This is a genomic window from Thioclava marina (assembly GCF_002020135.1).
Lineage (GTDB): Bacteria > Pseudomonadota > Alphaproteobacteria > Rhodobacterales > Rhodobacteraceae > Thioclava > Thioclava marina.
In genome coordinates, this window is record NZ_MPZS01000001.1 from 1,773,923 (window position 1) to 1,787,987 (window position 14,065).

General features: G+C 64.9%; 13 protein-coding genes. 4 read left to right on the forward strand and 9 right to left on the reverse strand.

Annotation, left to right across the window (positions count from 1 at the left end; translation table 11 throughout):
- Window positions 1-4 precede the first annotated feature (4 nt).
- The 5 genes from BMG00_RS08580 to BMG00_RS08600 all read right to left on the reverse strand — a co-directional run bounded on the left by BMG00_RS08580 (window position 5) and on the right by BMG00_RS08600 (window position 7,244).
- Window positions 5-3,613 (reverse strand): translocation/assembly module TamB domain-containing protein, encoded by a 3,609-nt coding sequence (locus tag BMG00_RS08580; RefSeq protein WP_078573989.1) that lies wholly within the window; start codon window positions 3,611-3,613, stop codon window positions 5-7.
- Complete coding sequence (locus tag BMG00_RS08585; RefSeq protein ID WP_245795006.1) at window positions 3,613-5,370, reverse strand: autotransporter assembly complex protein TamA; 1,758 nt, start codon at window positions 5,368-5,370, stop codon at window positions 3,613-3,615. Before BMG00_RS08585 ends, BMG00_RS08580 begins: the two co-directional genes overlap by 1 nt.
- Before the next feature lie 150 nt (window positions 5,371-5,520).
- Complete coding sequence (idi, locus tag BMG00_RS08590; protein WP_078526429.1) at window positions 5,521-6,045, reverse strand: isopentenyl-diphosphate Delta-isomerase; 525 nt, start codon at window positions 6,043-6,045, stop codon at window positions 5,521-5,523.
- Window positions 6,046-6,187: 142 nt separating this feature from the next.
- A complete protein-coding gene (secB, locus tag BMG00_RS08595) occupies window positions 6,188-6,688 on the reverse strand; it encodes a protein-export chaperone SecB (RefSeq protein ID WP_078526431.1) in 501 nt (166 codons plus the stop codon).
- Window positions 6,689-6,746: 58 nt separating this feature from the next.
- On the reverse strand, window positions 6,747-7,244 hold the full coding sequence (locus tag BMG00_RS08600) for an FxsA family protein (RefSeq protein ID WP_078526433.1): 498 nt from the start codon (window positions 7,242-7,244) through the stop codon (window positions 6,747-6,749).
- Window positions 7,245-7,362: 118 nt separating this feature from the next.
- On the opposite strand from BMG00_RS08600, the gene BMG00_RS08605 reads away from it, so the two are divergent.
- The 3 genes from BMG00_RS08605 to BMG00_RS08615 are packed head-to-tail and all read left to right on the forward strand — an operon-like array spanning window position 7,363 to window position 9,505.
- Window positions 7,363-8,022: a Tim44/TimA family putative adaptor protein gene (locus BMG00_RS08605; RefSeq protein ID WP_078526436.1), complete on the forward strand. Its 660-nt coding sequence runs from the start codon at window positions 7,363-7,365 to the stop codon at window positions 8,020-8,022.
- Window positions 7,956-8,915: a murein transglycosylase A gene (gene mltA / locus BMG00_RS08610; RefSeq protein WP_245794971.1), complete on the forward strand. Its 960-nt coding sequence runs from the start codon at window positions 7,956-7,958 to the stop codon at window positions 8,913-8,915. The genes BMG00_RS08605 and mltA overlap by 67 nt, the downstream gene beginning before the upstream one ends.
- A complete protein-coding gene (locus tag BMG00_RS08615) occupies window positions 8,912-9,505 on the forward strand; it encodes a Smr/MutS family protein (protein WP_078573992.1) in 594 nt (197 codons plus the stop codon). The genes mltA and BMG00_RS08615 overlap by 4 nt, the downstream gene beginning before the upstream one ends.
- Here the strand turns inward: BMG00_RS08615 and BMG00_RS08620 are convergent.
- The 3 genes from BMG00_RS08620 to hslV all read right to left on the reverse strand — a co-directional run bounded on the left by BMG00_RS08620 (window position 9,502) and on the right by hslV (window position 12,580).
- Complete coding sequence (locus tag BMG00_RS08620) at window positions 9,502-10,530, reverse strand: alpha/beta hydrolase (protein ID WP_158521702.1); 1,029 nt, start codon at window positions 10,528-10,530, stop codon at window positions 9,502-9,504. The two genes, BMG00_RS08615 and BMG00_RS08620, sit on opposite strands and share 4 nt — an antisense overlap.
- A 120-nt stretch (window positions 10,531-10,650) precedes the next feature.
- A complete protein-coding gene (gene hslU, locus BMG00_RS08625) occupies window positions 10,651-11,958 on the reverse strand; it encodes an ATP-dependent protease ATPase subunit HslU (RefSeq protein ID WP_078573995.1) in 1,308 nt (435 codons plus the stop codon).
- Between the two features lie 64 nt (window positions 11,959-12,022).
- Window positions 12,023-12,580: an ATP-dependent protease subunit HslV gene (hslV, locus tag BMG00_RS08630; RefSeq protein ID WP_078526444.1), complete on the reverse strand. Its 558-nt coding sequence runs from the start codon at window positions 12,578-12,580 to the stop codon at window positions 12,023-12,025.
- A gap of 93 nt (window positions 12,581-12,673) precedes the next feature.
- Between hslV and BMG00_RS08635 the strand changes: the two genes are divergently transcribed.
- The gene (locus tag BMG00_RS08635; protein WP_078573996.1) at window positions 12,674-13,579 is read left to right on the forward strand and encodes a hypothetical protein; all 906 of its coding nucleotides are present in this window, start codon (window positions 12,674-12,676) and stop codon (window positions 13,577-13,579) included.
- A 144-nt stretch (window positions 13,580-13,723) separates the two neighbouring features.
- On the opposite strand, the gene trxA is transcribed toward BMG00_RS08635, so the two are convergent.
- Window positions 13,724-14,044 carry a thioredoxin gene (gene trxA / locus BMG00_RS08640; RefSeq protein ID WP_038075443.1) on the reverse strand — a complete coding sequence of 107 codons (321 nt, stop codon included), beginning with the start codon at window positions 14,042-14,044 and terminating at the stop codon, window positions 13,724-13,726.
- Window positions 14,045-14,065: the final 21 nt, after the last annotated feature.

Here is a 14,065-nt window from a genome sequence, read left to right on the forward strand (position 1 = left end):
GCGATCAGTAGTTGCGCTCGAAATAGACGCCGAGCGTGCTCTGCCCCTCGGAGTCGACCGATCCGCGCGCGGTCACGTTCTTCGTCACGTCGAGATTGAGATTGACCTGCGAGGTGCCGTCGCCGCTCACCGTGACATCGGTATAGATATTGTCGGTGAGATATTTCCCGACCTTGAGCTGCGTGTTGCCCTCGGCATCGGTCGATACGTCGAGATCGTCGAGCCCGAAATTCTTGCGCAGGTTTCCGATGATCCCCTCGCCGCCCTTGCCCGCCAGCGTCGCCACGGCCGAGGCCAGTTGCGCGGCTTGCAACACCGAGAGATTCTCGATCGAGCGCCCGAAGATGAGCCGCGCGAGAACCTCGTCCTGCGGCAGCTCGGGCGAGGAGGTGAAGGTCACGTTCGGCTCGGTTGCGCGGCCCTCGATATTGATCGAGATCGTGTAGTCGTCCTGACTCGTGGTCGCGGTGAAGGTCAGCCAGGGAACGAGCGCGCCCTGCAGCGCGATCTTGCCCTGATCGAGCGTGAAACGCTGACCGAGAATGTCGAGACGCCCGCGCACGAGGTTGAACTGCCCGATCGGGATCACGTCCGAGGTGGTTCCGGTGACGCGCAGGCTGCCGCCGAGTTCGGCATCGAGGCCGCGCCCGCGCACGAAGATCCCGCGCGTCGAGGCGATCGTCACATCGAGCGGATAGGACGGACCGGCCTTTGCTCCCGCCGCATCGGCGGGTTTCGTCGAGAGCAGGCCCGCCCGGTTCAGCGTCTGGCGCACCGCCGTGCTTTCGCCGACATGGGTCATCCCCTCAGGCACCGCCGCCCCGCCGCCAAGCCCCGAAGAGGGCACGCGCAGTTCGGTATCCTCGAGCGTGATCAGCCCAGCGATCTTCGCGCCGCCCGCAAGAGGCCCATCCATCGTGATCGTGCCCGAGGCGCGGGTGTCGTATAGCTCGGGATCGCGCAGCCGCGCGCGATCGAGGCGGATCGTGAGATTGCCGTCATAGGGCGCGGAAAGCGCGACTGGCCCGCTGACGCTCAGCGACCCGCCGGTGCTGAGCCGTCCGTTCAGATCGAGCTGCGCCGACCCGCCCGAGAGGTTCACCGTGGTATTCACGTCCTGAAGCACCATGCCGAGATTGGGCGCGACGATCTTGGTGCCATTCGCGCTGACCGTTCCCGAGAGCGCCGACAAACCCGGCTTGCCATTGAGCCGCAGGTCGAAGCTGAGCGGGCCTTGCAGCGAGCGCGGCTCGATGAAGGCATTGACCAGGGCGGTCTGGGCCTGACCGGTGATGCTCAGATCCGCATCGCCGAAATCGGACGAGACGCGGCCCGAAACCTTCGCCTCCGTGCCCCCCGGACCAGAGCCCGAGAGGGCAAGGTCATAGCCCTTGCCATCGTCGCCAATCGTGCCCGACAGGTTCACCGGTCCGGCGAAGCCTGGCGCGAACAGCGCCGCGTTGGACAGGCGGGTGACCAGGTCGAGCGTGCGCCCGGTCTCCCCGGCCGTCCCCGTGGCCGAAACCTCGAGTTGGGGGTTATCGAGTTGCAGGTCGCGGAGCAGGATCTGGCCCGCAGTATAATCGGCCAGGAGCGAGAGCTTGGTCGTGCCAGCCAGAACCTTGTCGGCCTCGGCCTGACCGAGCGCGAGCGAACGGCCCGTCCCGTCGAGCTTGAGCGTGTAGGTCTCGCCCGCGAAGGTGACGGTCGCATCCGCGTCAAGCGCGCCGCTATAGCCACCGCCAAGGATCGAGAGATCCTGCGCGCTCAGCTTCGCCGTCAGCTTGCCGTCCTCGCTCGCCAAACTGCCCTGCGCCTGAAGCGTGCCCGCGGCGGTCTTCACGTCGAGCAGGTCGAGCGTCAGGCCGGTCTCGTCGCGTCTGGCCGAAGCGATGATCTCGGAGCGGCCCGCGAGCGCGCGGTCGGCCTGGGGCTGGTCGATCGTGATGTCCTGACCGACGACATTGAGATCGGCGTCGAAGGCGCCGGTCAGCACCGTGTAGCTGCCGGCGACCGAGGCCTGCGCCTTGCCCGAAAGCGTGCGGCCCGCCAAGCCCGAGATCACGCCCAGATCCGCGTGATTGACCTCTGCCTTGCCCTTGATCGTCACGCCCTTGTCGAGATCGGAGATCGTGAGATTGGCGTCGGCGCGATAGTCGCGCCCCAGAAGCGAAAGCTGCGAGAGGCGCAGCGGCTTGTCCTGTTGCCAGGAGAACACCGCCTTGGCCGTGGCGAAGGGACCGACGGCCTCACTGAGTGCGGGATCGGAGAATTCGAGACCGTTGAGGCCAAGGAGCACCGTGCCGCCGAGGCTGGGCGGCGCGCTTTGACGGATGCGGCCCGACCCCGAGAGGTTGGCGGTCAGCATCTTCGTGCCGTCCTCGCGGCGCAGCTGGTCGAGCCTGCCCGAAAGTCTCCAGCCATCGCCCTGCGCCTTGTCATAGGCGAGGTTGATGGTGCCCGATTGCACCCAGGTCTTCGTGCCCGACAGCGGCAGCAGAACCTCCTGCCCGTCGCCAACCCCGAGCTGGCCCGTCAGCTCGAATTTCTCGGGCATGTTGTTGGTGCCGATCAGCGCAGAGCCGCTCAGCTGGAGCGCGCGCGACTTCAGGTCGAGCCCCTTGATCTGGGTCTGCCCCGAGGCGCTGCGGCTGCCGGTCACGACAAGCGCGACTTCCTCGCCGAAGAAAGCGCGGTACTCTTCGGGCAGAAGCGGGCGCACGTCACCGCCGAAAGCGGCAGAGAAACTGGTCTGGGCGGGCGCGCCTTCGGGGGCGCCTTTCGGCACCGCCTTTTTCACCGTCACCTGTCCGGCGAGGCGCTGCTGGCCCTGCGTGCTCAGCACGATATCGGCGGTGAAATCGTCGATCGGGCCGCTGCCCGAAACCGCGAGCGTCATCGGCGGTTCGCCCGGCAGGCCGATGCGCTTGGTGATGATGCCGCCCTGCCCCTCGTCGACAAGTAGATCGAGGCCCAGCTCGCGCGAGCCATTGTCATAGGAGGCCGTCAGCGAAAAGGTGCCCTTTTCCCCGTCGATCCGGTCGATCGCGAGTTTGGCCTTGCCCTCGCCCCCGGCCAGAGACATCGAGCCGCTGACCTTCACCGTCGCGGGTTGCCCGAGGATCGGTGCGCCGAGGATCACCTTCTTCGCGTCGATCTTGCCGATATTCACCGAAACCGGCAGATCGGGGAGCGCGAAGGGTTTCGCCTCGGGGCTGGGGGTGCCGTCGCTGGCTTGCGCACCGGGCAGGCGCGGCAGGTCGATCTCGGCGGCGGACAGCTCGTCGATCTCGATCTTGCCGCTCAGAAGGGCCGTGCGGTTCCACTGGATCGCGCCGTCCTTGATCGTGATCCACGCCCCGTCCTCATCGGAGATCGTGAGCTGGGTGAAGGTCGCGCGCGAACTCAGCGCGCCCGCGAACCCGTCAAGCCGCACCGTGCGCCCCGCGCCCGAAAGGTTATCCTCGATCAGCCCGGTCAGATAGGAACGGTCGCGCGCGGTCTGTTCGGCCGTGGCGGCGCCCGCCCCGGCATCGGTCGGGGGCGTGGTGTCCTGCGCGCCGGCGATCAGCGGGGTCAGGCAGAAAGCGAAGAGGAGCGCGAAACGTTTCATCAGAAAGCCTGCCCGATACCGATATAGATCTGTGCGCCCGAGCCGGTGCCGCCCGAAACCGGGAAGCCGACATCGAGGCGGATCGGGCCGATCCCGGTCTTGTAGCGCACACCCAGACCCGCACCGGCCTGCGAGCCGCTCTCGCCGCCGCCCGAGACATAGCCGTAATCGTAAAAGGCCACCGCGCCGATGTTCTTCGTGATGCCGAAACGCGCCTCGCTCTGGATGCCGACGAATTCGGTCCCGCCCGTGGTGAGCGTGCCGCCATCGAGCACCGTCACGCCGAGAGACTGGTAGGGCTGGCCGCGCACCGTGCCACCGCCTCCCGAGTAGAACAGGTAGTCGCGCGGGGTCTCTGCGAGGTCGGCGCCGACGACACTGCCGAGCTGCAACCGGCCCGCCAGAACGAAGCGCTTGCTTTCGCCGAAGCTCTTGTAGGCGCGCAGGTCACCGGTGAGCTGGGCTCCCGTCCCTGTGTTCTGGTCGAGCCCGAAGAAGGGCGTCACCCCGGCCTGCACGTAATAGCCCCTTGTCGGGTCCATCTTGTTGTCGCGGTCGTCCCAGGTGAGCTTGGTGGGCAGGTACACCTGGCGGAAGATCGTCTCGCCGCTGCTGTCGGTGACCTTCGACCAGCCGTAATTGATCGAGATGTCGCCCGTGAGCTTGTCAGAGAAGATGCGCGTCAGACCGAAGCCGATATCGAAAGCATCCTCGTCGTAATCGTCTTCGTTCTTGTGGCTGAGTTCGGTCGTCACATAGGCGTTGGTATCGGGGTTGAAGGTCGCCGGACGGTCGATCCGCGCGCCGATCGAATAATCGATGCCGCCGGTCGCCCCGCCGATCCCGCTCACCCCGGTATCGATGCGGAAACGCTCACCGCCCCCGAAGAGGTTGCGATGCATCCAATAGCCCGAAAGCCCGAGACCGTCGGTGCTGTTGAGCTCTGCCCCGACCCCGATCTTGCGCTTTTTCTGCTCGACCACGGCAAGGCTCACATCGAGGCTGTCATCGGGGTTGAGAACCTTCGCCTCGGTCACCGCGACGGAGGAGAAGATGCCGGTACGCTGGAGCCGCGCCTGCACCTCGTCGAGCTTCTTCGGGTTATAGACTTCGCCGGTCGGGAAGCCCGCGATCTCACGCAGGCGCTTTGTGCGCAGGCGCTTGTTGCCCGAGGTCTCGAGCTTGCCGAAGGTCACGACCGGGCCGGGCGCGATGCGGATCTCGGATGAGAGGGTATTGGCGCGGTGATCGGCGACGATATCCTGTGCGGCGACCTGCGCCTTGGCATGACCCTCGTCGCGCCATTTCGTCGTGGCGGTGCTGGCCGCGTCGATGATCACCCCCGATTGCGCAACCTGACCCGGCGCATAGCCTTCGGGCAGGTCGGTGCCTTTCGCGAGGGGACCGATCGCGGCACGGGAGAAGTGGAAAATCGGCCCCGGCGTCACCGAGACGGTCACCTGCGTCACGCTGGCAGGCGCGTCGAGCGGCGGGATATTCGCCGCCTCGCGCCCGTCGAGCTTGATCGAGACGACACCCGAGTAATAGCCCTGCGCAAACAGCGTCGAGACGATGCGGTTGTAATCGGCGCGCGCGGCGGCGAGCACATCCTGCCCATCCTTGCCCTTCGCATCCTTGTTCTGAACGAGGAGAGAGGCGCCCTCGAGCGCCGATTTCAGACCGGATTCCGCGCCCGGGGTCTGAAAACTCAGATCATAGGTGAAGGCGGGCGCGGACAGAGAAACCAGTGCTGTCACACTCAACAGAAAAACTCGAACTCGCTTGGATGCCATCGTTTCGCGCCCCCGGACAATCAGCGCCAAACTCGCAGTATTCGGGTGGAATGGCCAGAGCGGGCGCAACCTTCCGCCCATCAAAACCTCTGGATCGGCGAAAAAACTCCGCCGTCAGCAGATCAGCGTCGGGAGGATCCGCTCCATGTGCTTTTCCATGTAAATCCGCAGCCAGCTCGAGAACCGATCAGGGTGGCGTTTGACCTCGGCGGCGAGGTCGTAAAGGCCCACCCAGCGCGTGTCGGAAACCTCGTTCGGATCGGGCGTGATCGCCATGCCGGGGCGTGCGAAGGCGATGTAGACGTCGACCACCTCATGCTCGACCAGCCCGCCATCGACCTCGGTGCGATATTCGACCCGGTCGGCATGGGCGGGATAGAGCCCCTCAATGCCCAGCTCGTCGCGCAGGCGCCGCATCGCGCATTGTTCGGGGCGCTCGCCCCAGTCGGGATGGCTGCAACAGGTGTTGGACCAGCGGCCGGGGGAATGGATCTTATTGGCGGAACGCTTCTGGAGAAGGATCTTCTCTCCATCCATGACGAAAATGGACACCGCCCTGTGGCGAAGCCCTTTCCGATGCGCTTCCATCAACTCGACCGGCGCCAATTCGCCGTCGATCCATGCCTGGATCTGTCCCATCTGTAACCTTGCGTCCCGTGCCGCGCCGGGGAATCCGGGGGCACGGGGCAAAGATGGGGCTGAGACCGCGTCGAGTCACGGCGTCAGCTTGTCCCTGAGGCAGCATGCCGCGCCTCCGGGCCCTCACGTTTGTGTCAGGCGCTCACGAAAGCGTCTGACCGGCCGCTTCGGACTGCTGGCGACGCGCCAGTTCGTTGCGGTAGAGCGCGACGAAATCGACGATCTCGAGGTTGAAGGGCGGGAAGCCGCCATCGCGGGTCACATCCGAGACGATGCGGCGCACGAAGGGAAAGAGCTGACGCGGGCATTCGATCAGCAGGAAGGGATGGAGCTGATCCTCCGGCACGCCCTCGACATGGAAGATCCCGCCGTAATCAAGTTCGAGCAGGTAGAGGGTCGAATTGTCGGCCTTGTTGGTCGAGACGACCTTGAACTTGGTGATCACTTCGTACTGGTGATCCTGCGCGCGTTTCTTCGCGTCGAGGCTCACCTGCACCTGCATCTCGGGCTGGACGTCGGCGGTTTGGAGCCCCTTCAGGGCGACGTTGTTCTCGAAGGACATGTCACGCACGAATTGCGCGAGAATGTTCATCCGCAGTTGGGACTGCTCGGCCGTGGCCGCGCCGTTTGCTTCTTCCGTCATGGACCTCTCCAGAATTGTCTGGGAGGGGTTTAGCACCCTGCCGCCCGCGCCTCAATTCTCAATGACGGGTCCAGCCGGAGGGGCCATCGGACGGCGGCCGGCGATGGATCATCTCCTCGGCCTCTTCGGCATCGAGGATCTCGGGATCGCTGGGCTGGCGATTGTCATAGGCGGTGGTGCGATAGGCTCCGCCCATCTCGAAGCGCGTCACCTTCACGCGGCCTGCGGCCTGTTTCATCACCCAGTCGCGGATGCCCGGGATCAGCAGCAAGATCCCCACCGCATCGGTAAAGAACCCCGGCGTGAGCAGCAGCACCCCGGCGACGAGGATCATCGCCCCATGCGCCAGCGGGCGGGAAGGATCGCGCAGTTCATTGAGCGAGTCGCGCAGGTCGTTCATCGCGCGCGCGCCTTCGCGGCGCACCAGCGAGGTGCCGATGATCGCCGTCAGAAGCACGATCCCCAGCGTCGGCCAGAGCCCGATCAGACCGCCCACCTTGATGAACAGCCCGATCTCGATCAGCGGGACGGCCACGAAGGCCAGAAAGATCCACATTGCATCCTCTTTCGTTCGTCCGCGACGCATGGGCGCGCCAGTGGACTTGAACCTGTCGAGGCCCTACATAAGTACCCAACGACCAAACGACAAACACAGCAAGAAATTCGGGGTCTCGATGTCCGGTGCCGTTATCCAGCTTATAGTTCTCGCGGCAATCGCGATCTTCCTGATTCTCAAGCTGAAAAGCGTGCTCGGCACGCGTGAGGGCTATGAGAAGCCGATCATCCCCGAAACAACGCCCGAACCCGCGCCGAAGCGCGATTTCGACGTGATCGAGGGCGGGCCCGACCACGATATCATCGACCATGTGCCCGAAGGCTCGACCGCGGCGGTCGCGCTGGCCGCGATGAAGCGCGTGGAGCCGAAATTCTCCGTCTCGCAGTTCCTGCAGGGTGCGCGCGGCGCTTATGAGATGATCCTGATGGCCTTCGAGACCGGCGATCTTGAAAAGGTGAAGCCGTTCCTGTCGCCCGACGTCTACGAGGCCTTCGAGACGGCTGTGGAGGCGCGCAAGGAACAGGGGCTCGACGTTCAGGCGGAGTTCCTCGGCCTGCGCGAACTGGTCCTCAGCGATGCCGATTTCGATCATGCCACCAACGAGGCCGAGGTGACGGTGCGCTTCGGGGCCGAGATCATCTCGGTCGCGCGCAATGCCGCAGGCGAGGTGGTCGAGGGCGATCCCAAGACGCCGCGCAAGCAGCGTGACGTGTGGACCTTCGCGCGCACGATGGGCGCCAACGATCCGAACTGGCAGCTCGTCGCGACGGGCGGCTGAGCCCGGTGGCGCTGGCCTTCAGCGATATTCCCGGCTGGGACCGGGACGATCACGCCGCCGCCTGGGCGGCGTTTTGCGTCACGGCCGATCTGAGCGGGCTCGCTCCGGTCGCGACGGATGATGCGAAAGCCGCTTTCGAGGCGCTGTTCGAACCGGTCGAGATTGCCGCCGAGGGAACGGCCCATTTCACCGGATATTACGAACCGGAACTGCAGGGCGCGCGCGAGAAATCCGCGCGCTTTGCCTATCCGCTTTATGCGAAACCCGCTGGAATAGGGTCTGAAAAGCCGTGGTTCACCCGTGTCGAGATCGTCGAGGGCGATTTGCTGGCAGGGCTCGAACTCGTCTGGCTCGACAACCCGATCGAGGCGTTTCTGGCGCAGGTGCAGGGCTCGGTGCGGATCCGGTTCGAGGATGGCGGCAGCCTGCGGCTTGGCTATGACGGCAAGAACGGCCACCCCTATCGCTCCATCGGAAAGGAACTGGTGGCGCGCGGGGTGGCGCCTGTCGAGGAGATGACTCCCGATCGCATCCGTCAGTGGGGGCATGAGAGCCCCGGCGAAGTGCAGGCGCTGCTCAATCACAACCCCTCGTTCGTGTTCTTCCGCGTACTCGACCTGCCCGAGGAAAGCGGTCCCCTTGGCGCGACGGGGCGACCGGTAAGCGCGGGGCGCTCGCTTGCGGTTGACCCGGATGTGGTGGCGCTGGGCAGCCCGGTCTGGATCGATTGCCCGGGCTTTGGCCAGCGGCTGATGGTGGCGCAGGATATCGGCTCGGCGATCAAGGGCGCGGGGCGCGGGGATATCTTCACGGGCTCGGGACCGCAGGCGGGCCGTATCGCGGGAGCGATCAACACGAAGGGCCGGATGATCGCCCTGCGGAGGCGCGCATGAGCAAGCGCCGCAAGCTCTCTCCCGAGGAGCGCGAACTCTGGGATCGCGTCGCCGCATCGACGCAACGCTATCGCCCGGAAAAGCCGGATTCTGCCGAAACAGAGCCTGTTTTGGCCCCGAATGCCAAGCCCAAACCCAACCGGCCCGAGCTGCGCGGCTTCCAACTGGGCCAGCATGCGAAACCCTGTGCGCCGCGCCATGACCTCGCCTCCGGACCGGGCGAAAATCTTGCCCGTCAACCGGTGGTGATGGACCGCAAGGCGCACAAATCGATGACGCGCGGCAAGATGAAACCCGAGGCCACGCTCGACCTGCATGGGATGACGCTGGCAGAGGCCCATCCCGAGCTGATCCGCTTCATCCTGAACGCCCAAAGCCATGGCAAGCGACTGGTGCTGGTGATCACCGGCAAGGGCAAGCGCGGCGACGATGACGGGCCGATTCCGCGCCGCGTGGGGGTGCTGCGCCATCAGGTGCCGCATTGGCTGCGGCTGATGCCGCTGGCCCCGGCCGTCATGCAGGTGAGCGAGGCGCATCTGAAGCACGGCGGATCGGGCGCCTATTACGTCTATCTGCGCCGGATGCGTTAACCGCCCGAGATCGGAGCCAACACGATCTGCGTCGCATTCTCCACGGTCAGAATCACCGCCTGCCCGAGCCCGGTGCGCCCGCGCTGATCCCCCTCGAGCACCTTGGCGATCTGGCCCGTGCTGTCGAGCAGCCGGATCAGTTCCGGCGAGGTCACCACATTGAAATGCCCGTCCCCGGTATTGAAGGCCGAGACATTGACCATCGTGACCTTGTAGCGCGCGATCCGGTTGAGATCCTCGAGATTGCCGAGCCGGTCGCTTTGCCCGGTCAGCCGCGCGGAAAGCTGCAAGGCGCGGTCCTTTTGCGAGGTGAAGATCACGAAGGGCTGAGGCAGCGTGCCGATCGCGTCGGCCTGGGTCTGGAAAACATCCACCGCGATATCTGGCGAGATCAGGATCACCCCGCCGAGACTTGAAAACAGACCCTGTTCATGCGCAATCGCCTCCTGACGCAGCACTTCCATCGTCAGTTCCGTACCCAGCGAATGCGCCACGAGCATAATACGGCGCGCCCCGGCTGTGCGCAGATCCCCGAGCAGCTCCGCAAGCCCGTCGCGCGCAAACAGCACCGAATCCCGATCATAGGCATAGCCCAGAACATTCGCCCGCGAGGGCCAGGCGTAATGCACCATCACGCCGGGCAGATCGAAATCCTCGCCCATCTGCGCCATGCGGTAGAGCCCTTCGGCGAAGGAATTGTTGAAACCATGCACGAACACCACCGCCTCGCCCTTGTTCTGGCGAAGGGCTGTGCGCAGCTCGGATTGGAATTGCGCGCGCGGCAGGTCGATCTGTGCCTGCGAGATCATGAATTGCGTCTTGGGATCGGTGGGTGTGCCACCGGTCGTGGGATAGTCGATCTGCGCAGTCTGGCGATCAGGCGGGGTGGCCACGTCGAACCGCGCCAAACGCAGCTCGGGGCTGCGTTCGAAGCCGAAGGGCTGACCGGTGACGGGATCGGGAGCACGGGTGGACCCCACGAAAATCGCGCGCGCCTGCGGGTCGGGGTGGTCGAGATAGGCCAAGCGCCCGCGGGGAGCGCAGGCGGAGAGCGTGATCAAAAAGAGGACAACCAGTAATCGACCCATACCCGGCCCCGAGTTTTCGGGGCCGAGGATAGCAGAGCCGCAGCGTGGTTCCAGAGCTCAGAGGACGTAACGGCTCAGATCTGTGTCGCGAGTGAGATCGCCCAGCTCGTTTTCCACGAAAGCCGCATCGACGGTGACGCTTTGGCCGCCCCGGTCCGGCGCGGTGAAGGACAGCTCCTCGAAGACGCGCTCCATGACGGTGTAGAGCCTGCGCGCGCCAATATTCTCGACCGAGCGGTTGACCTCTGCGGCGATGCGGGCGAGCGCGGCGATCCCGTCCTCGGTGAAGGTGACCTCGACCTCTTCGGTCTTCATCAGTGCCTGGTACTGGCGGGTGAGCGCATTGTCGGTTTCCGACAGGATGCGGGTGAAGTCTTCCTCGGTCAGCGCCTGCAATTCGACCCGGATCGGCAGGCGGCCCTGCAATTCGGGCAGCAGGTCCGAGGGTTTCGCGATGTGGAACGCCCCCGAGGCGATGAACAGGATATGGTCGGTCTTCACCGCACCGTATTTGGTCGAGACGGTCGTGCCCTCAATGAGCGGCAGCAGGTCGCGCTGCACGCCCTCACGACTGACATCGGCGCCACGGGTCTCGGCCCGCGCGGTGACCTTGTCGATCTCGTCGATGAAGACGATGCCGGAATGCTGCACGGCCTCCAGCGCGGCGGTCTTGACCGTCTCGTCGTCCAGAAGCTTGTCGGCCTCTTCCGAGATCAAGACCTCGTAGCTTTCCGAAACGGTCATCTTGCGACGGGTGGTGCGGTTGCCGCCGAAGGCCTTGAACAGGTCCTGAAGGCCCTGCATCTGGCTCTCCATCCCCGGCTGGCCGCCCATCATCCCGATCGGCATGCCCCCGGATACGTCGGCCACGTCGAGCTCGATGATCTTGTCGTCAAGCTCGCCATCGCGGAGCTTCTTGCGGAACATGTCACGCGTGCCCGCGCGCGCGTCCGAGCCCGCGAGCGCCGAAATCACGCGATCCTCGGCGGCCTTATGCGCCTTCGCCTTGACCTCTTCGCGCATGTATTCGCGGGTCTCGACCATCGCGACATCCATCAGGTCGCGGATGATCTGCTCCACATCGCGGCCGACATAGCCCACTTCGGTGAACTTGGTGGCCTCGACCTTCAGGAACGGTGCGCGGGCGAGTTTCGCCAAGCGGCGCGAGATCTCGGTCTTGCCGACGCCGGTCGGGCCGATCATCAGGATGTTCTTGGGATAGACCTCGTCGCGCAAGTCATCGGGCAGCTGCTGGCGGCGCCAGCGATTGCGCAGGGCCACGGCCACGGCGCGCTTGGCGTCCTTCTGGCCGATGATGAAACGGTCGAGTTCCGAGACGATTTCGCGGGGGGTCAGATCGGTCATGGATTGCTCCGTGGGGTGCGGCAGGCGAGGCATGCCGGGAATGTCTTGAAGGGCGTGGACCGGCTTAGCCGCCGATCGTCTCCACCGTCAGATTGCCGTTGGTATAGACGCAGATATCGGCCGCGATCGCCATCGCACGGCGCGCGACCTGTTCGGCATCGAGATCGGTCTCCATCAGCCCGCGCGCAGCGGCGAGCGCATAATTGCCGCCGGAACCGATCGCGGCGATATCGTGCTCGGGCTCGAGCACATCGCCTGCGCCGGTCAGAACGAACAGGTCCTTGCCATCGGTGACGATCAGCATCGCCTCGAGATTGCGCAGGTATTTGTCCATGCGCCAATCCTTCGCCAGCTCCACGCAGCCGCGGGCAAGCTGTCCGGGCGCGGCCTCGAGCTTCTTCTCCAGCCGTTCGAGCAGGGTGAAGGCGTCCGCAGTCGAACCGGCAAAGCCCGCGACGATGTCGTGCCCGCCGGGGCTGAGGCGGCGCACCTTGCGCGCGGTGCCCTTGATGACGGTCTGGCCAAGGCTGACCTGTCCGTCGCCCGCGACGACCACCTTGCCGCCTTTGCGGATGCCGACGATCGTGGTGCCGTGCCAGCCCGGGAATTTCTCTTCGGCCATGTCGTTCCTCCGTTTGCGCAAAAGATATGTAACCCCGAACGCGGCGCTGCAACCCCGCTTGCCCGTTCCCCGGCCCGAGGCTAGCCTCGCGCCATGACCGAACGGCATCTCTCGATCTATCTCGACGATTGGATTCTCGCCCAGGTTCGGGAGGGATCGCAGAACTTTTTCAAGCGATTGATCGGGGCGGTGGAGGAAGCCGACTGGACGGTTTCCCTGCATGAAACCGGCCCCGAGGCGCGGCGCGAAGCACTCGACAAACCTGGCTATGCACTGTTTCGGATGGAGCCGCCCACACATGAGCGCGCCCTGACCTGCCGGCGCACCTATCTCGGGGCGTTCTGGCATGTGGAGCGCGTCGCCGAACGTTGGGACTGGCCTGTGGCGAAGGCGACGTTCGTCGCGAATGACATTGACGGCGAGGCCGCACAAAAGTTCTTCTCGGCGACAAAAAACAGGCTCTATCCCGGCATAATTCCGAGCGACGAGGACAATCTGGCCTTCATTCCGCTTCAAGGGCGGTTGCTCGATCACCGCTCTTTCCAGGCGGTGAGCCCAGTGCAGATGATCGAGGAGGTGATCGCCCGCCATGAGGGGCCGGTCGTGGCGACTCTGCATCCACGCGAGAGCTATAAACCGGCTGAGATCGCTGCACTCGAAGCGCTAAGCGCCCGGTTCCCGCGCTTCCGCTTCCAGAGCGGCGGCTCGCTCGACCTGCTGCCGCGCTGCAAATTCGTGGTCACGCAGAATAGCGCACTGGCGCTCGAGGGGTTCTTCCTGCGCAAACCGGCGGTGCTGTTCGGGCTGTCGGATTTTCATCACATCGCCGGATCGGTTCCGCGCGACGGGATCGAGGCTGCCTTCGAAAAACTGCGCCAGACGCCTCCCGTGGCGCGCTACCTCTACTGGTTCTTGCAACTCAATGCGCTGAACGCGGGGCGACCGGAGTTCGAAGAGCGGTTGCGCGAGCAGCTGCGTGCCTGCGGGTGGCCGATCTGAGCCGCTAAAACGCTTTTGTCATGGATGTAGAATGGCGGGCAGAGCTCGCCCGGGCCGTGTCGCGGCTGTTCCGGGCGAAAGCAATCACTCAATGAAAAAGGGCGCCACCCCGGGCGCCCTCTTCCACAAATCCGTCCGATCCGATCAGATCGATTCGGTGATCCAGCTTTGCAGCGCGGCTTTCGGTGCGGCGCCAATCTTGTTCGAGACAACCTCGCCATCCTTGAACAGGAACAGCGCCGGGATGCCGCGAACGCCGAGAACGGCCGGGCTGTCCGGGTTTTCGTCCACGTTCACCTTCACGACCTTCACCTTGCCGGCCATCTCTTCCGAGATTTCCTCCAGCGACGGGCCGATCATGCGGCAGGGGCCACACCATTCGGCCCAGAAATCCACCACGACGGGGATATCGGATTTGCGCACTTCCTCGTCGAAAGTGGCGTCGGTAACAGCAACGGTAGCCATGTCAGCCTCCTGAGAATTCGG